Source organism: Rossellomorea sp. ABR4_012, from assembly GCF_056159545.1.
Genome location: NZ_JBSWVK010000005.1, coordinates 95,100 through 111,843, shown reverse-complemented (window position 1 = coordinate 111,843; position 16,744 = coordinate 95,100). Strand labels below are relative to the sequence as shown.

Below are 16,744 nucleotides of genomic sequence, written 5' to 3'. Positions count from 1 at the left end.
ACATGAAATTTTATATTGCTTTTCTTATTCAAATGATATTGTGGAGTATTTTTTATATTGCAGAATGGATTTCAGTTAAAGATCATGTGGAATATAAATGGATCATGTTTGTCTTGTTTTTCTATTTAGCCTTTATAGCAGCCAAAAAAATTGTCCAATCCAGAAAACTCACTTTATTTGTAACATCGTTCAGCCTTTCATGTTTTTTTGCTTTCAAGTTATTGTTTGAGAATTTAATGGAAATCTTTTAATTCTTATCCAGATTCGCACAGAATATGTTAATATATTCAAAGTGAATAATGAAAGGTGAGAATTATGAAAAAGATTATCGCAACAGGATTGACATTGTTTTTGTTGACTGCATGTACAAATGCACCTGCAAATGTATCAAAAGAACCTGTACCGGCAGAAGATCTGGAAGAGCAAACGGAAAATATGGAAGAAACAGATGCTACTGACACAGAAGGCAATCAAGAAGACAAAGCCGCTTCAGAAGAGGCAGAAGAAGTGGTACAAGAGCCGCAATACAAAATAAATGAAAACAATTGGAGCATTGAACCGATTGCTGATCAAAATGCCAAAGTCGTACTGTTGACGATTGATGATGCTCCTGATACACATGCCTTGAAAATGGCTGAAGATTTGAAAGCGATGGAGGCCCCAGCGATCTTTTTTGTGAATGGGCATTTTCTTGATACTCCAGAAGAAAAATTGGTCTTGAAAAAAATCCACGACATGGGATTTGTGATAGGCAACCATACGTACAGTCATAGTGCGCTGCCGGACCTTTCCCCTGAAAAACAAAAAGAAGAGATCATTTCATTGAGTGACCTGGTCGAATCGATTACCGGAGAGCGCCCCAAATTCTTTAGAGCACCTTTTGGACAGAATACAGATTACAGCAGACAGATTGCCGCAGAAGAAAAAATGGCCCTTATGAATTGGACGTACGGATACGATTGGGAGCCAAAGTATCAAACAAAAGAAGCTATCACCGATATCATGGTCAACAGTCCATTTCTTAACAGCGGTGCAAACCTTCTCATGCACGACCGCACATGGACCAGCGAAGGCTTGACTGACATAGTAAAAGGACTCAGGGAAAAAGGCTACGAAACCCTCGACCCAAATAAAATACAAACACCGTAATTTTAACAACCTGAATGTATATCGTTCAGGTTTTTTTGTTTGCTCTTTTAAATCTAAATATTGTGATTAGTAGTAGCGATTTTTAAACCTAGAGTGGATTGGAGCTGCAGGCACTTGACTCCTGCGGGATTTGAGGAAAAGTCGAGACCCCGCAGACGGAACGTCGAGGAGGCTCGACTTCCTCCCCGCGGAAAGCAAGTGCCTGCAGCGGAAAGGAACGGTCTATGTTTAAAAGGTAAATGGTGTATTTTGAAAAAACTAACTGATAAAAAAGTAATAATATCCGGTATGTGAGGATCAACAAGAGCATATCATTCAATAATATGACTAATTAAAAGAAAAATATTTTAAATATGTTATACAATTTAAGGTTGATTTTTTAAATGTGTTATATTATTATAGAGTCAGTTAAGATAAAACGCTTACAAAACATCATTAAAGGAGAGGAAAACGATGGGAACAATTGTTTGTCAATCATGCCTGAATACCATTGAACATTACGAAGATGAGAAGGTTTCTGTTTTATTCTCTAATTGCTGCGAATGTAATGATGATGTAGAAATAGACGATTAATTTTTACGGGATGTTCGGAGACAGTCAGACTTAAAGGGGTAAACATATAGTGAAAGGTGAAGGAGAACTATCTTCTTCACCTTTTTATTTTGGATCTAACCAATTGAAAAGACCCCATTTTGAATGATGGGGTCTTGGGCGAGGAATGGATTATCTGATGGCACGATGTTCCTTTATTACACGCAAGTGCCGCAGGTCATAATCTTCAGGACCCTGGACTGGGAGGCCTGCTTCAATATTCGTCTTGATGTAATTAATGTTTTCCTTTGTGATGATTTCTCCGGGTATGAAAATAGGGATGCCCGGTGGATATACCATGATAAATTCTGCGATTGTTCTTCCGGCAGATTCATCAATTGGAATGACCTCTGTTTCTGCGTAGAAGGCATCCCGTGGAGTGATTGCCAGAACAGGAATATCAGGCAGCATCACGGTTACCGGAGTGATGTCTCCGTGTTTTTTTAACTGACTTGCAAGCTCACGTAAAGCAGCAATTAGTTGATTGCCTTCGATTTCAGTATCCCCTGGAGTGATGATGCAGAGGATGTTGTAAAGGTCGGACATCTCTACTTCAATATTATAAGCTTCACGGAGCCATTTTTCAGCGTCAAACCCACTGATTCCGAGTTCTTTAACAGATACGATCAATTTTGTAGGGTCATAATCATGTGTAGCCTTGGTCCCAAGGATTTCTTTGCCCACACAATAAAGTCCATCGATCGTATTGATTTCATTCCTGATTTTTTCTGCCAGTTTTATGGTCGTACTGATCAGCTCATGCCCTTCCGTGGCCAGGCGCTTCCTTGCTACATCCAATGATGCAAGCAGCAGGTAAGAGGTGGAAGTGGTCGTCAGCATGCTTAAGATGGTTTGGACCCTTTTAGCTGAAACAAGCCCTTCTTTCATATTCAGGACCGAGCTTTGAGTCATCGATCCCCCGAGCTTGTGTACACTCGTAGCTGCGAGATCTGCCCCTGCCTGCATAGCTGAAAGGGGTAAGTCATCGTGAAAATGGATATGGACCCCATGCGCTTCATCCACCAGGACAGGCACGTCATAAGAGTGAGCGATTTCAACAATTTTCTTCAAGTCTGCGGAAATCCCAAAATAAGTGGGATTGATGACTAGGACACCTTTGGCATCGGGATGCTGTTCCAATGCTTTGGCAACTGCATCTGTAGTGATTCCATGGGAAATTCCCAACTCTTCGTCAATGTCTGGGTGTATGAAGATCGGAGTTGCTCCTGAGAAAACAATCGCAGACATGACGGACTTGTGGACGTTTCTTGGAACGATGATTTTATCTCCAGGTCCGCATACGCTCATCACCATGGTCATGATGGCGCCGCTTGTTCCTTGAACAGAGAAGAATGTGTGATCGGCACCAAATGCTTCTGCTGCAAGGTCCTGTGCTTTCTTGATCATTCCCTTCGGCTGATGCAAATCATCTAAGGGGCCAATGTTGATCAAGTCGATGCTGAGGGCATTCTCTCCGATGAATTCTTTGAATTCGGGATCCATACCAGCCCCTTTTTTATGTCCCGGGATGTGAAACTGTACTGGATTCTTTTTACTATGTTCAATTAAGCCGGTAAACAACGGCGTTTCATTTTGTGACAATTCATTCAACACCTCTTTAAAATGTTTGTAAATAGTTATTGCAGATAATGTATTAAAAGCTCTATTGTAATTTGTTGCCACGATAACCACAATGTATAGTGCAGAGTGGATTGTAGCGTAAGGAACTTGACTCCATAGTAGTCTTTTTCAAACAAAAGAATTATAGCATTTAGGTTTTTCTTTGCATAGTGGTATTTGCCCATACTCTAATCATTTTAATCATCTTGAAGGAAATTATTAATGAAATAAAGAATACGTGTATTGTAGGAGGGATAAAAGTGAACTGGACGAGTAAAGTAACAGAATTATTAAACATTAAATATCCCATCATTCAGGGAGGGCTTGCTCACCTTGCATATGCTGAACTTGCAGCAGCGGTATCGAATGCAGGGGGGCTGGGGCAAATCACTGCAATGTCTCTTGATCATCCTGATGAGCTCAGGGATGAGATCAGGAAAGTGAAAAAGTTGACTGATAAGCCTTTCGGCGTCAATTTTGCCATTGGACAGCATGGAAGGCCATTCGAAAAGTTTGTTGAGGCAGCAATTGATGAAAATGTTCCTGTTGTCTCAATTACCGGGGGAAACCCGGCGCCGTTATTTAAGCAATTAGAAGGGACAAGGATCATTAAAATGGTGCTGGTTGCATCTAAGAGGCAGGCAATAAAAGCTGAGCAGCTTGGTGCGGATGCTGTCATGGCGGTCGGTCATGAGGGAGGAGGCCATTTAGGTAAAGACGATATAGGAACGTTCGTTTTGATTCCAGGGGTAGTCGATGCTGTATCGATACCAGTCATTGCTTCGGGTGGTATAGGCGATGGAAGAGGATTGATGGCAGCTTTAAGTTTCGGGGCCGAGGGAGTTGAGATGGGCACCAGATTCATTGCGACTAAGGAGTGTGTGCACGCATCTGAAGAATATAAAAGAGCCTTGTTAGAGGGGAGCGAGAATGATACAGTAGTGATTAAACGTTCTCTAGGTGCCCCGGCAAGAGCTATTTCAAATATTTGGACTGAAAAGATCCTTCAAGAAGAACAAGCTGGATCAGGATATGATGGGTTAAAAACGCTCATCAGCGGGGAAGCTAATAAACGGTACATATATAACGGCTTGAAAGAAGAGGGTTTTGGATGGGCCGGTCAGGTAATGGGATTGATAACGGATATCCCGACAGTTGACTTCCTCATTCAGAGAATGGTCAGCGAGGCAGAACGAATCCGCAGTAAATGGAATTAATCAAGGAGTTGTTGCACCAATGGAATATCAATATCCCTTCTCTATAGATTGGACAACCGAGGAAGTGATCGATGTCATCTATTTCTTTGAAGCGGTTGAAAGAGCGTATGAAAAAGGAATTAAGAAAGAGGATTTGATGGTTCGATACCGAAAATTCAAAGAAATTGTTCCAAGTAAATCGGAGGAGAAAAAAATCTGCGGTGAATTTGAAGAATCCAGCGGGTACTCCTCTTATCATGTAGTGAAAAAGATGAAAGAAGCCGGTGATGAATCCGTCTTGATCACTATGAAGTAAAAAACGACAGCCAGATGGCTGTCGTTTTTTACATACTAAGATGGTTTAGTTCATTTTATAAAGGGGTAAAAGTGTCTCAAAGGCACTATCAATTTTATGGATCAGCTCATCACCGCTTAGTTCAGTCACTGTTTCCCGATCCAAGTGAAGACCGCACAGAAGTTCAGCTTTCTTTACTTTTTGTACTCTTTCACTTAATGCCAGGAATTCGTCCCGGGACATAGAAGAAAATGGTACAGCTTCCGGCTTGGTATGATCACCGGACCATACAAACTCCGGAGGAATAACCTCTCTGATCTTATCAGCATTTTCTTCAGCTTTTTTACCGAATTCTGCTTTGTGCGGAGCTTCATAAATCATTGCGAACCAAATGAAAAGATGGGTATTCCATAATCCTATCTGAAAATGAGGGTGTTTCTTATAGCCGCGTTTATTATTGGCAAAGGCCACCCACGTATCATCTGGCGGGTTAACAGATCGGCGTGCGTGCTTGGCTACATGATAAAACATTTCATCTCCGGTTAACGTGCTGAGAACAGGTGAGAAGTATTCACCTAGATATTCAAGTTTAGGGCGTATATGCTGTTGAATGGCTTCCATTCTATTTTCTAATCCATTAATTGTGAACACATCAAAATCTTTGCTGCTAAATCCATTGAATTTCATTTTGAGCCTCCTTATCTAATGTTCATATAGTACCACAAGAAAATGGATTAAATGTAGTAAAGAGCTTGCTCATTGGGTGTCTGCACATTTTAGTTACAAGATGAGATGAAATTTCATAATATGTATTAAATATTATCAGAACAATCAGATAAATCGAAAAACACGGAAGGGGTGCATGGCCTTGAAACAAGTAATGAACACGTCAAAAAAACGTGATGTCCAGCAACAGCGTTTAAATGTATTAAGACTCGAAATGGATTATGAACTAGCTGTATTGTTCGAAGCTATTCAAACAAAAAACAAAGAAAACCAGACAAAGTCAAAAGAAAAGCTGATGAATATTCGAGAAGAATTAATGAAAATGAAAGCTTTATAAAGCTTTAATCCTTAGAGAGGGTATAAAGTAAATGATCAAAGTAATAGTATTGAACGATTGAAGGCGAACTCCTATTTACATAAGTAGAGTTCGCTTTTTTGTAAGATTTTTTAAAGCTGTGAATAGAGTGAAAGACTTGAATCCACCCTTTTTTTCCATTAAGCTAAGGAGCTATAGGAACATGAGTGGTTAATAATGAAAAAGCAGTTTAAGGGTAAAAATAAGTCGATAGAAAATGTACACGTCAGAAAGTTTTCACTTAGTATTGGAGGTCAATAGTGTGACAAATTGGAAAGAGGTAGACCAGAATGTTAGAGCCTGGATCATTGAAGCAGGGAAGAAGATCCGCGAGTCCTTTAAAGCTGAATTGAATATTAAAACTAAATCCAACCGCAATGATTTGGTGACGGATATGGATGAAGCCACAGAGCACTATTTTATTGAAAAAATCCGGGGTACATATAAAGACCATAAAATACTCGGTGAAGAAGGGTTTGGAGACGAACTGAAGGATTTATCGGGGGTGACGTGGATCATCGACCCGATAGACGGAACGATGAATTTTGTTCATCAACAAAGAAACTTTGCCATCTCTATAGGGATTTATGAAAATCAGGTGGGTATGCTGGGATATATCTATGATGTTGTTCATGATGAACTGTATCATGCAGAGCGAGGCAGCGGAGCTTACATGAACGATGTTAAGCTTCCTGCGCTTAACGAGGTGCCGGTAGAAGATTCTGTCATTGCATTAAATGCTCAGTGGGTGGCAACTAATAAGCGCATTGACCCAGCAGTGTTAGCTCCGTTGGTTCAAAAGGTAAGAGGTACCCGTTCATATGGATCGGCAGCAATCGAAATGGCTTATATTGCAGCAGGGAGATTGGATGCTTATATTAGTATGCGGTTAGCCCCTTGGGATTTCGCAGCAGGTAAGATCCTGATTGAAGAAGTGGGCGGTGTGGTGACTGACTTGGAAGGAAATGAGCTCAACCCGTTGAACAAGAGTTCTTTATTTGTTGGAAAGCCTGGTCTGCATGAAACCATCATGACTGATTATCTTAAAAGCTGATTTCATACGGTCTAATGGTTGAATAACTATAGAAAAAAGCTGAATGAGCTCCTCATTCAGCTTTTTTCTCTTTCTGCCTATAACTTTCCTTCTTCACGGTATCTCTTTTTCGTGGTAAAGCCGAATCCCATGATTATAAAAAGAGCGACTATGCTGCCTGCTGCAATCAGAGGACTTGCCAAACTTATTGAAATGGCGACACCCATCAGTGATATGGCAGCCAAAATGGAAAACAGTACAAAAATCCATTTGATGTTACCCATACAAACACCTCCGGCAATATGTATTTCATCGATTGTTATGTGAAAATATATAAAAACGAATACCAATGAAACTGCTTACTTGAATTCTACCTAGATGACGTAGAATGTGCAATGGTAAATTCGTTTGCCTGCTTCACTTCAAAAAGGAGAACCTTTGAAAACTAGTCACCTTTATAGATAATATGAGGTAGTTTTTATATCTTCATTCCTATTGCACAATATTTATTAGGGGTTTTTAGTTGTGCTGTGCTATAATGGTCTAGTTGAACTGAAATATCCTTATCTTTAGCCTTCTAGGAAAGAAATCCAATATATTCAGGAGTGGAAATATGAACTTAAGAAATGATCTTAGAAATATTGCTATCATCGCTCACGTTGACCACGGAAAAACGACTTTGGTGGATGAGCTATTAAAGCAATCTGGAATCTTCCGTGAAAATGAACAGGTTTCAGAACGTGCGATGGATTCAAATGACTTGGAAAGAGAACGCGGTATTACGATTTTAGCGAAAAATACAGCGATTCAATATAAAGACTCACGCATCAACATCCTTGACACACCAGGGCACGCAGACTTCGGCGGAGAAGTGGAACGTATCATGAAAATGGTAGATGGTGTTTTACTAGTTGTAGACGCATACGAAGGTTGTATGCCTCAGACTCGTTTCGTCCTAAAAAAAGCGCTTGAACAAAATCTTACACCAATCGTAGTTGTAAATAAAATTGACAAGCCATCAGCCCGTCCAGAAGAGGTAATTGATGAAGTATTGGAATTATTCATTGAACTGGATGCAAATGATGAACAGCTGGAATTCCCGGTTGTATATGCTTCTGCTATCAATGGTACAGCAAGCGTTGACCCGGATCCGGAAAAACAAGACGAAAACATGCAGTGCTTATATGATTCAATCATCGAGCACATCCCTGCACCAGTCGATAATTCTGAAGAACCGCTTCAATTCCAGGTGGCACTGCTTGACTACAATGATTATGTCGGCCGTATCGGAATCGGTCGTGTGTTCAGAGGAACGATGAAGGTTGGTCAGCAAGTAGCACTGATGAAGCTTGACGGCTCTGTAAAACAGTTCCGTGTAACGAAAATCTTCGGTTTCTTCGGACTGAAACGTGAAGAAATCCAAGAAGCAAAAGCCGGAGATTTGATTGCTGTTTCCGGAATGGAAGATATAAACGTTGGTGAAACGGTTTGTCCGGTTGAACATCAGGACCAACTGCCAGTTCTGCGCATTGACGAGCCTACATTACAAATGACATTCCTTGTGAACAACAGTCCGTTTGCAGGTAGAGAAGGTAAATATGTTACTTCAAGAAAAATTGAAGAGCGTCTTCTTGCTCAGCTTCAAACTGATGTAAGTTTACGCGTTGAGCCGACAGATTCACCTGATGCGTGGACGGTATCAGGCCGTGGAGAGCTTCATCTATCGATCCTGATTGAAAACATGCGTCGTGAAGGATACGAGTTACAAGTATCTAAGCCACAAGTAATCATCAAGGAAGTTGATGGTGTACAGTGTGAGCCTGTAGAGCGAGTTCAAATTGATATTCCGGAAGAATATATGGGCGGAGTCATTGAATCCCTTGGACAGCGTAAAGGCGAAATGCTTGATATGGTGAACAATGGTAATGGTCAAGTCCGTTTAATCTTTATGGTCCCTGCTCGTGGATTAATCGGTTATTCCACAGAGTTTATGACCCTTACTCGTGGGTATGGTATCATCAACCACACATTCGACAGCTATCAGCCGCTTCAAAAAGGCCGTGTCGGTGGACGTCGTCAAGGAGTATTGGTTTCAATGGAAACAGGAAAGGCATCACAATACGGAATCATGCAAGTGGAAGACCGGGGAATCATCTTTGTTGAAGCAGGTACTGAAATTTATGGCGGTATGATCGTTGGAGAGCATACAAGAGAAAATGATATTACCGTTAATATCACGAAGGTTAAACAAGCGACAAACGTTCGCTCTGCAAACAAGGATCAAACCGTTACGATTAAGAAAGCAAGAATCATGACGCTGGAAGAATCCCTTGAATATCTGAACGATGACGAGTATTGTGAAGTAACACCTGAATCAATCCGTCTCCGTAAGAAAATTCTGGATAAGAATGAACGTGAAAGAGCGGAAAAGAAGAGCAAGGTATCTCAATAATAAACTAAGTGGAGGGGGAGCAGGAGATGGATGTAACAGAGCGTTTATCCTTTTTCGCATCCCTTTACCGTGTCGATCAAAATGCGGAATTGGGAATGTGGCTTCTTTACTTAACGATTGTGGGACTCTCGATTTTAGTTTATAAACTTGGTTTTGCCAAAAAGCTGCCGTTGGGTAAATCGATTGTGATTTATCTATTCTTAATTGTCGGATGTACGGTTCTGACGTTTTTAGGGATATTTTTACCGGTTGCCGAGGGTCTTGTGGTAGCGGCTCTTATATTGATCATTTATAAGGTCCGTCTGAACAATGAAAAGAAAAAAGGAAATGTATAATAAAAAGCTGCGGTCTTAAAAAGACTGCAGCTTTTTTCATTATGAGGGTTTTCTTTTTGATTTCTGTATTGCAGCGTAAAGGAACGGAAGTGAAACTGCATATATCAGATGTCCAAGGAACCAGAGTGAAATCCCTGAAGGATCATTGACATCCGGTACTTCCTTGATGGCGAGGGTCGAAAGTGGAAAATATAAAAGGAACGCGGGCAGGGTCAGGGCAAATGCCAAAACCCATACTCCCTTGCCGGAAAGTTGGAATTGATCAATCAGGAGCACAAATGCAAACCCGATCAAACAGGAAATGATTAAATGGAACATGAATTCAACCCATTCACTCCATTGGATGTCCCCTATATAAGGGATGAAATCAACGTTAAGCAGGAGTATGTATACTTTTATACCTGTCAGCGTCTGCAGGAGCTTAAGGAATGCCCCTAGAATCACTCCAGAAGTTATCCCGATCCCTAACCCCTCGATGTAATGTTTAGAAGTCATCTTCTACTTTTGGTGAACGATATAATTTAAAATTACCGGTAGCGGCTCGTTCTTCCGTTTTTTTCGTGATCCTTTTGTGACAGGGGTCACACATATAGGTGTGAATCGGCCTGTTTCTTAGTCTTTTAGCTTGCAGGGAATAATCATCAATATTTTCTATTACTTCACATAAAGCACATTTTACACGCATTTGAACACCCCATTGCTTTTCTCTCATAAGATATCTCTTTTCAGTATATCATGTAGTATGGGCGAACGCCTTAATTTACTTCCGCTTCCGTTTTTTAATACTTCATTAATTGATGTATAATGATATCGAATGAAAAAGAAGGACAATTAAAATGTCTTCACGAATTGTCATATGTATAGGTATATCTAGATTTCTTTGCCTATAAATTCTGATAAGATGCAGTGAGGAACATGGAGGAGGGAATGTATGGCTAATCAAGTTGAACCTGGCTTAATTCCGGTACTATTCGAAGAACTTCAATCTGAACGCTTTGTGACACTGTCCACTGTGGATCATGAAACTGGCGGACCAAATGTCAATGCCGTTTCATGGATCTTTGCTAAAGATGAGGAGACGGTGCTTTTCACTGTGAATCAAAAATCTAAAATCGTTGAAAACATTAAGAAGAACCCGCTTGCGGTCATTAATTTGATTGCGAATGAATCTACCTATTCCATCAGTGGTAAGGCGGATATCATGCAGAAGCACCTTGAGGGGGTACCTCTCAAACTTACTCTGATCAAACTGGTCATCAATGAGGTAAGAGATGTAATGTTTTACGGATCTAAAATCTCAACGGAGCCTTCTTATGAGAAAACATATGATAAAGCGGCTGCGGATCGTTTGGACCGCCAAGTAATAGAAGCCATGAAAAAAGCCTGATTTCAGCTTTTTCATGGCTTTTTGCGTGGCCTTATTATTCAATATGATGTTCGCTTTGGTCTTCTTGTTCTTTATTCAGTTGGTTTTCTTTCTTTTGATTCATTTTTTTCTTCGGTTCCTTCGGTGCGTTCTCAGGATCGGTCTGCTTCAGCGAACGCGGAATTTCAGGCATGAGTCTTCCGGAAATATCTGAGAGTTCGTTCATGATACCTTGTACAGGTTCTCCGCGCTGGATATCTTTACTTATTTCCTTCAGGCGCGCAGTTACATCAGGATCAGCGACTACGACTGCCTGCGCACCATATGGATCATCTTTTAATGCTTCAGCTACCGAGTATTTAATTGAACCGACTTGAGAGCGTTCAACATCGGAATCAATATCGATTCCTACAAAGGCATATTTACCAATTACAACAGCTGTAGCGTCTTTAACATCAGGAACACTGGTAGTCAAGTCAACGAGATGTCTTGATATTTGCTGACCGGATTTTCTTTCAACATGCTGGATATTACTGTCTTGGACCGTGATGGGCTTATTGCTGTCAGATTTCGGATTCTTTTCGTATCCTACCTCATTGTTATTGGCGCAAGCAGTGAGAATGAGGACCATCACAAGCAGAGAGACGAATTTATTCATGTCAGTACCTCCCGAATTAATTTCAATATCTTTTCTTATTGTGTAATTTTCTTCTATCTTTATACGTTTATTCATATATTTTAAGAAACGGGCCGTCCTATTTGAGTAGCTGGGAATAACCGGATGAACTTTGGCTACATACAATAGTAATAAGAAATGAGGAGCAGGAGGCATCGATTTGAATAAAATTTATGTATTAGATACCAATGTCTTATTACAAGATCCACAAGCCATCTTTTCGTTTCAGGACAATGAGGTGGTTATACCAGCAGTCGTATTAGAAGAAGTGGACTCTAAAAAGCGTTACATGGATGAAATCGGACGAAACGCAAGACATGTATCAAAACTGATCGATAATTTAAGGCAAGAAGGAAAGCTCCACGAAAAGATCCCTTTGTATACGGGAGGCTCTCTGAGAATTGAGTTAAATCACCGTTCCTTTCAGGAACTTCAAGAAATATTTGTAGAGAAGACAAATGATAATAGGATTTTGGCTGTCGCAAAAAATCTTTCTTTGGAGGAAGATGCCAAAGAGGGCGGGAAATCAGTCATCTTGGTAAGCAAGGATACCCTGGTGAGGGTGAAAGCCGACGCTCTTGGATTACAGGCTGAGGACTTTTTGAGCGACCGGGTAGTAGAGGTCAATGACATATATACTGGTTTTAATGAGTTGTATGTTGATAAAGAGTTAGTAAACAAATTTTATGAAAAAGGGGAATTATCCCTTAAAGATATAACACAGCAACGGTTTTATTCACATGAATTCATTATCATGAAAGACGCATTGGGAAGCTCTGCTTCTGCCCTTGGAATGGTGGATGGGTCAGGAACGAGATTGAAAAAGTTAGTATATGATCAAGACCACATGTGGGGGATAAAAGCAAGGAATGTTCAGCAGACAATGGCGACTGAGCTTTTGCTTCGAGATGATATTTCACTCGTGACAATGATCGGGAAAGCAGGGACAGGGAAAACTCTATTGGCACTCGCTGCCGGACTGCTGCAAACAGAGGATTTTCACAAATTCAACAAGCTCCTGGTAGCTCGTCCGATTGTACCGGTCGGCAAAGATATAGGTTATCTGCCGGGTGAGAAGCAAGAAAAGCTCAGACCCTGGATGCAGCCGATATATGATAACCTTGAATATCTGTTCAATGTAAAAAAACCGGGTGAATTGGATGATATTCTAGCAGGAATGGCATCCATTGAAGTAGAAGCCCTTACCTATATCAGGGGAAGAAGTATACCTGATCAGTTCATTATCATTGACGAAGCACAGAATTTAACGAAGCATGAGGTGAAAACGATTTTAACCCGGGTGGGGGAAAGAAGTAAGATCGTCTTGATGGGGGACCCCGCTCAAATCGACCATCCTTATCTTGATGAATACAATAACGGGTTAACGTATGTGGTCGAAAAATTTAAAGATCAATCAATTGCCGGCCATGTCAAGTTGATGAAGGGTGAGCGTTCGGGTCTTGCCCAGCTGGCAGCCGATTTATTATAAACATGATCTGAGGACAAAAGCAAATAAGAGAAATGGAAAATAAATACATTTATACCATATGAAAAAACCGGTGCAGGGGTTCCTGTACCGGTTTTCCTTTATGTATGGAATTTATACGTAATTTAATTATTCCAGACGAAAAGCTTTAACATCTGTTATAGGGTTTTCTTTGTTGGAGCCGTCTTTATAGAGAATATGAATCGGACCATCTTCCTTGAACGGTTTTCCGTTCTTAGAAAAACCAAGTAGCAGGTCATCAGCCTCATCAAGGTCGAAACTGTATACATCAGAAGCTGTTTCAACAATGATTTTTGAAGCATCTTCAAGCGGTTCCGCGTTTTTCAGAAATGGAGTAAGGGGCATGGCGAAGCTCCCCGTCAGGACTTTTTCCTTTTCATACTTCTTTTCTGTTTTTAATGTCGGAGGATAAGTGGCACCCTCTTGGATTTCACGCGACCAATGCTTGGAAACCGCCTTTGTATATTCTTCAAGTTCGTCTTTCATGATACTTCCTTCTTCAAAAAATGAGTTCAAATCAATCTTTCTGTCATCAAATATCCATACTCCGGAATCCAACGTGATGACAAACTTTACTTTACCTTTAATCGGTACGATGCTTTCCACTACAGATTCCTCCCTTTCAATAGTTCTAGTATATCGGTTATAGAAGAGTTTGTCACATCATTTCATGTAAGCATTTTCACTGTTTCAATTGATGAAATTAGGGAAACTTATGAATGAGAATGGAGGAGGGTGAAGTATAAATGTCAGACCAGAACCTATTGGGAGAATTAGTTGAAATATCGAGGTCCTTTGCTTCTTATGGCAAGGTAGCAGATTATATCCCTGCGTTGAGTGATCAAAATCCGGACGATTTAGCGATTTGCATCTATTCCATTGAAAATGATTCCTTCTATGCAGGTGATCACTTGAAAAAATTCACGCTTCAAAGTATTTCGAAGGTGATTACACTTGCCCTGGTGTTAATGGATAACGGTGAAGAGGAAGTGTTTTCGAAAGTCGGGATGGAACCGACAGGAGACCCTTTTAATTCAATTGCCAAGCTCGAAACAAATAAACCTTCCAAGCCTCTTAATCCAATGATTAATGCAGGTGCTTTAGCAGTCACGAATATGATTAATGGAGACACTGTCGTCGAAAAATGGGAAAGGTTGATAGAGTTCATTTCTCATTTGACTGGGCAGAGAGTTACATATAATGAAGATGTGGCTTATTCAGAGTTACAGACAGCGAATTTAAACCGCTCGTTATGCTATTTTATGAAACAACATGGGGTCATTACGGGAAATGTAGAGGACTTATTAGTTTTGTATACCAAGCAATGTGCAGTGGAGATGAACTGTGTGGACTTAGCCAAGATAGGTGCTGTCTTTGCAAATGACGGTCTTGATCCCGAGAGTGGAAAACAACTTATCACCAGGGATGTTGCAAGGATATGCAAAACCTTTATGGTAACATGCGGTATGTATAATAGTTCAGGGGAATTTGCCATCAAAGTGGGTATTCCTGCAAAGAGCGGGGTTTCCGGCGGGATAATGGGAAGTGTGCCTGGCCGGTGCGGGATTGGGATATTCGGGCCTGCTTTGGATGATGTAGGAAACAGCATTGCGGGGGTGAAACTTCTTGAAGGCCTCAGCGCTAAGTATTCATGGAGTATTTTCTAATACATCATCAATATCCAATGTTGACTGATAACTCCCCATTTCACAAATTCAATCCTTATTAATAAGCTAATTGTTCTTGCAATTTATGCAATTTAACGATAAAATTTTAAGACAGGAATGCTATTTGTTCGGAATGGGGGGATCACTGTGGCGTCAGAAATGACAGTTAATCATCGAGAGAAAGCCTATGAGTTATTAAAGGCTGATGCAGAAAAGATTTTACAGCTAATTAAAGTACAAATGGATAATTTAACGATGCCCCAATGTCCTCTTTATGAGGAAGTATTGGATACCCAAATGTTCGGATTATCCCGTGAAATAGAATTTGCTGTCCGATTAGGGCTGGTGGACGATGGAGATGGCAAGGAATTGATTGATTCTTTAGAAAGACAACTTTCTGCCCTTCATGATGCGTCCACAAAAAAGTAAAATAGTCATGACAACTCAAACAATACTGTACTCTGTTGTTTGAGTTTTTTTGTAGAGGTACATAAATTGCCGGTAAGAAATTGAAATAAGAAAAAGGGTTGAATTGTCATGATTAAAAAAATAATGAAGTCCTATGACTATTCTCTAATAGCTGTATACATATTCCTGTGTTTTTTTGGATTGGTAATGGTTTACAGTGCAAGTATGGTGATGGCTGTTGAACGTTTTGATCTGGAAAGCGATTTTTTTTACAAGAAGCAGCTGATTAACGTCATCATCGGGTTCATAGCTTTTACAATAGCTGCATGGTTTCCTTACAAAGCCTTTCAGATCGGCAAAATCATTAAAGGACTCATGTTCTTGGTTATAGCAATGCTTATTTCTGTACATATTATTGGGAGTGAAGTAAATAATGCAAAAAGCTGGATTGACCTCGGGTTCATGAGGATTCAGCCTTCTGAATTTGCCAAGCTTGCAGTCGTCATTTATCTCGGTTCGGTGTATTCGAAGAAACAGGCATACATCAATGACTTGAATCGCGGACTTGCACCCCCTGTGATCTTTCTCGGTTTTATTTGTTTTATCGTTTTCCTGGAACCGGATTTTGGTACAGCAGCGATCATCTTTGCGATCGGTTCCATCGTCATTATGTGCTCCGGGATTAACTTCCGTACCTTCTTTAAGCTTGCCGGAATCGGTACGGGGTTGCTTTTGATCACCTCACCTTTCATTTACTTGGCCAGGGGGTTTATCTTTACGAAGGAAAGATTGAGCAGGATAGAAGCCTACCTGTCTCCGTTTAAGGATGCCCAGGGTGAAGGGTATCAACTGGTTAACTCCTATCTTGCTATTGGTTCGGGGGGGGTCCAGGGGCTTGGCCTCGGGCAGAGCATTCAGAAGCTCGGTTACATCCCTGAACCTCAGACGGACTTCATCATGGCTATCATAGCGGAAGAATTGGGTGTTTTCGGTGTCAGCTTTGTCATTCTTGGCTTGTCCTATATTGTATTAAGAGGGATTTATATCGGGGTGAAATGCCAAGACCCGTTTGGGACGATGCTTGCCATCGGGATTTCAAGTATGATTGGTATACAGGCATTCATCAATCTAGGTGGTGTATCCGGTCTGATCCCTATCACCGGGGTTCCGCTGCCGTTTATCAGCTATGGGGGTTCATCATTATTGGTTCTTTCTTTGTCATTGGGAGTTCTTGTAAATGTCTCGATGTTTGTGAAATATGAAGAAAAATATAAAACAAAGAAGGAAAATAGCGAACCTTTGGAGAATATGTCTACTAACAGAAGAATATATGGTGTAAAAATGTAGGTCTCTAATAGAGGATCAAAC

General features: G+C 40.6%; 20 protein-coding genes. 13 read left to right on the top strand and 7 right to left on the bottom strand.

Features of this window, described 5'->3' with window-relative positions:
• Positions 1–315 precede the first annotated feature (315 nt).
• Positions 316–1,149 (top strand): polysaccharide deacetylase family protein, encoded by an 834-nt coding sequence (locus ACXAFV_RS18690; protein ID WP_475128673.1) that lies wholly within the window; start codon positions 316–318, stop codon positions 1,147–1,149.
• Between the two features lie 453 nt (positions 1,150–1,602).
• Positions 1,603–1,722 (top strand): GapA-binding peptide SR1P, encoded by a 120-nt coding sequence (locus ACXAFV_RS18685; RefSeq protein ID WP_074439988.1) that lies wholly within the window; start codon positions 1,603–1,605, stop codon positions 1,720–1,722.
• A gap of 150 nt (positions 1,723–1,872) precedes the next feature.
• Here the strand turns inward: ACXAFV_RS18685 and ACXAFV_RS18680 are convergent, their stop codons facing one another.
• Positions 1,873–3,342 (bottom strand): aminotransferase class I/II-fold pyridoxal phosphate-dependent enzyme, encoded by a 1,470-nt coding sequence (locus ACXAFV_RS18680; RefSeq protein WP_475128672.1) that lies wholly within the window; start codon positions 3,340–3,342, stop codon positions 1,873–1,875.
• Between the two features lie 278 nt (positions 3,343–3,620).
• Here ACXAFV_RS18680 and ACXAFV_RS18675 point away from each other — a divergent pair, with 278 nt between their 5' ends.
• Positions 3,621–4,577, top strand: coding sequence for an NAD(P)H-dependent flavin oxidoreductase (locus ACXAFV_RS18675; protein WP_475128671.1), 957 nt, complete (start codon positions 3,621–3,623; stop codon positions 4,575–4,577).
• Between the two features lie 19 nt (positions 4,578–4,596).
• A complete protein-coding gene (locus tag ACXAFV_RS18670) occupies positions 4,597–4,872 on the top strand; it encodes a UPF0223 family protein (RefSeq protein ID WP_475128670.1) in 276 nt (91 codons plus the stop codon).
• Positions 4,873–4,917: 45 nt separating this feature from the next.
• Here the strand turns inward: ACXAFV_RS18670 and ACXAFV_RS18665 are convergent, their stop codons facing one another.
• Positions 4,918–5,538 (bottom strand): YktB family protein, encoded by a 621-nt coding sequence (locus ACXAFV_RS18665; protein ID WP_475128669.1) that lies wholly within the window; start codon positions 5,536–5,538, stop codon positions 4,918–4,920.
• Between the two features lie 175 nt (positions 5,539–5,713).
• Between ACXAFV_RS18665 and ACXAFV_RS18660 the strand changes: the two genes are divergently transcribed.
• Complete coding sequence (locus ACXAFV_RS18660) at positions 5,714–5,914, top strand: hypothetical protein (RefSeq protein ID WP_446246188.1); 201 nt, start codon at positions 5,714–5,716, stop codon at positions 5,912–5,914.
• 280 nt (positions 5,915–6,194) lie between these two features.
• Positions 6,195–6,986, top strand: a complete 792-nt coding sequence (locus ACXAFV_RS18655) for an inositol monophosphatase family protein (RefSeq protein WP_475128668.1) — start codon at positions 6,195–6,197, stop codon at positions 6,984–6,986.
• A gap of 77 nt (positions 6,987–7,063) precedes the next feature.
• Here the strand turns inward: ACXAFV_RS18655 and ACXAFV_RS18650 are convergent, their stop codons facing one another.
• The gene (locus ACXAFV_RS18650) at positions 7,064–7,249 is read right to left on the bottom strand and encodes a YlaF family protein (RefSeq protein WP_475128667.1); all 186 of its coding nucleotides are present in this window, start codon (positions 7,247–7,249) and stop codon (positions 7,064–7,066) included.
• A gap of 329 nt (positions 7,250–7,578) precedes the next feature.
• On the opposite strand from ACXAFV_RS18650, the gene typA reads away from it, so the two are divergent.
• Positions 7,579–9,417 (top strand): translational GTPase TypA, encoded by a 1,839-nt coding sequence (typA, locus tag ACXAFV_RS18645; RefSeq protein ID WP_446246191.1) that lies wholly within the window; start codon positions 7,579–7,581, stop codon positions 9,415–9,417.
• Between the two features lie 26 nt (positions 9,418–9,443).
• Complete coding sequence (locus ACXAFV_RS18640) at positions 9,444–9,752, top strand: YlaH-like family protein (protein ID WP_446246192.1); 309 nt, start codon at positions 9,444–9,446, stop codon at positions 9,750–9,752.
• A gap of 39 nt (positions 9,753–9,791) precedes the next feature.
• On the opposite strand, the gene ACXAFV_RS18635 is transcribed toward ACXAFV_RS18640, so the two are convergent.
• Together ACXAFV_RS18635 and ACXAFV_RS18630 are read right to left on the bottom strand one after the other, a co-directional pair.
• Positions 9,792–10,247, bottom strand: coding sequence for a hypothetical protein (locus tag ACXAFV_RS18635; protein ID WP_475128666.1), 456 nt, complete (start codon positions 10,245–10,247; stop codon positions 9,792–9,794).
• Positions 10,237–10,437, bottom strand: coding sequence for a YlaI family protein (locus ACXAFV_RS18630; protein ID WP_475128988.1), 201 nt, complete (start codon positions 10,435–10,437; stop codon positions 10,237–10,239). The genes ACXAFV_RS18635 and ACXAFV_RS18630 overlap by 11 nt, the downstream gene beginning before the upstream one ends.
• 246 nt (positions 10,438–10,683) lie before the next feature.
• On the opposite strand from ACXAFV_RS18630, the gene ACXAFV_RS18625 reads away from it, so the two are divergent.
• A complete protein-coding gene (locus ACXAFV_RS18625; RefSeq protein WP_475128665.1) occupies positions 10,684–11,139 on the top strand; it encodes a pyridoxamine 5'-phosphate oxidase family protein in 456 nt (151 codons plus the stop codon).
• Between the two features lie 34 nt (positions 11,140–11,173).
• On the opposite strand, the gene ACXAFV_RS18620 is transcribed toward ACXAFV_RS18625, so the two are convergent.
• A complete protein-coding gene (locus tag ACXAFV_RS18620) occupies positions 11,174–11,776 on the bottom strand; it encodes a YhcN/YlaJ family sporulation lipoprotein (protein ID WP_475128664.1) in 603 nt (200 codons plus the stop codon).
• 178 nt (positions 11,777–11,954) lie between these two features.
• On the opposite strand from ACXAFV_RS18620, the gene ACXAFV_RS18615 reads away from it, so the two are divergent.
• On the top strand, positions 11,955–13,283 hold the full coding sequence (locus ACXAFV_RS18615) for a PhoH family protein (RefSeq protein WP_475128663.1): 1,329 nt from the start codon (positions 11,955–11,957) through the stop codon (positions 13,281–13,283).
• Positions 13,284–13,409: 126 nt separating this feature from the next.
• Here ACXAFV_RS18615 and ACXAFV_RS18610 read toward each other — a convergent pair whose 3' ends face one another.
• A complete protein-coding gene (locus tag ACXAFV_RS18610) occupies positions 13,410–13,907 on the bottom strand; it encodes a peptidyl-prolyl cis-trans isomerase (protein ID WP_475128660.1) in 498 nt (165 codons plus the stop codon).
• Positions 13,908–14,047: 140 nt separating this feature from the next.
• Here ACXAFV_RS18610 and glsA point away from each other — a divergent pair, with 140 nt between their 5' ends.
• The 3 genes from glsA to ACXAFV_RS18595 all read left to right on the top strand — a co-directional run bounded on the left by glsA (position 14,048) and on the right by ACXAFV_RS18595 (position 16,723).
• Entirely contained in the window at positions 14,048–14,968 is a 921-nt protein-coding gene (gene glsA, locus ACXAFV_RS18605) for a glutaminase A (protein WP_475128659.1), read from the top strand.
• A 147-nt stretch (positions 14,969–15,115) separates the two neighbouring features.
• Positions 15,116–15,397: an Fpa/YlaN family protein gene (locus tag ACXAFV_RS18600; protein WP_446246200.1), complete on the top strand. Its 282-nt coding sequence runs from the start codon at positions 15,116–15,118 to the stop codon at positions 15,395–15,397.
• Between the two features lie 108 nt (positions 15,398–15,505).
• Positions 15,506–16,723 carry an FtsW/RodA/SpoVE family cell cycle protein gene (locus tag ACXAFV_RS18595; RefSeq protein ID WP_475128657.1) on the top strand — a complete coding sequence of 406 codons (1,218 nt, stop codon included), beginning with the start codon at positions 15,506–15,508 and terminating at the stop codon, positions 16,721–16,723.
• Positions 16,724–16,744: the final 21 nt, after the last annotated feature.

Excerpts from the sequence above, each read along its gene's own strand:
- ACXAFV_RS18690 (WP_475128673.1), top strand. The coding sequence starts at position 316 with ATGAAAAAGATTATCGCAACAGGATTGACATTGTTTTTGTTGACTGCA.
- ACXAFV_RS18685 (WP_074439988.1), top strand. The coding sequence starts at position 1,603 with ATGGGAACAATTGTTTGTCAATCATGCCTGAATACCATTGAACATTAC.
- ACXAFV_RS18670 (WP_475128670.1), top strand. The coding sequence starts at position 4,597 with ATGGAATATCAATATCCCTTCTCTATAGATTGGACAACCGAGGAAGTG.
- ACXAFV_RS18665 (WP_475128669.1), bottom strand. The coding sequence starts at position 5,538 with ATGAAATTCAATGGATTTAGCAGCAAAGATTTTGATGTGTTCACAATT.
- ACXAFV_RS18660 (WP_446246188.1), top strand. The coding sequence starts at position 5,714 with ATGGCCTTGAAACAAGTAATGAACACGTCAAAAAAACGTGATGTCCAG.
- ACXAFV_RS18650 (WP_475128667.1), bottom strand. The coding sequence starts at position 7,249 with ATGGGTAACATCAAATGGATTTTTGTACTGTTTTCCATTTTGGCTGCC.
- typA (WP_446246191.1), top strand. The coding sequence starts at position 7,579 with ATGAACTTAAGAAATGATCTTAGAAATATTGCTATCATCGCTCACGTT.
- ACXAFV_RS18640 (WP_446246192.1), top strand. The coding sequence starts at position 9,444 with ATGGATGTAACAGAGCGTTTATCCTTTTTCGCATCCCTTTACCGTGTC.
- ACXAFV_RS18635 (WP_475128666.1), bottom strand. The coding sequence starts at position 10,247 with ATGACTTCTAAACATTACATCGAGGGGTTAGGGATCGGGATAACTTCT.
- ACXAFV_RS18630 (WP_475128988.1), bottom strand. The coding sequence starts at position 10,437 with ATGCGTGTAAAATGTGCTTTATGTGAAGTAATAGAAAATATTGATGAT.
- ACXAFV_RS18625 (WP_475128665.1), top strand. The coding sequence starts at position 10,684 with ATGGCTAATCAAGTTGAACCTGGCTTAATTCCGGTACTATTCGAAGAA.
- ACXAFV_RS18620 (WP_475128664.1), bottom strand. The coding sequence starts at position 11,776 with ATGAATAAATTCGTCTCTCTGCTTGTGATGGTCCTCATTCTCACTGCT.
- glsA (WP_475128659.1), top strand. The coding sequence starts at position 14,048 with ATGTCAGACCAGAACCTATTGGGAGAATTAGTTGAAATATCGAGGTCC.
- ACXAFV_RS18595 (WP_475128657.1), top strand. The coding sequence starts at position 15,506 with ATGATTAAAAAAATAATGAAGTCCTATGACTATTCTCTAATAGCTGTA.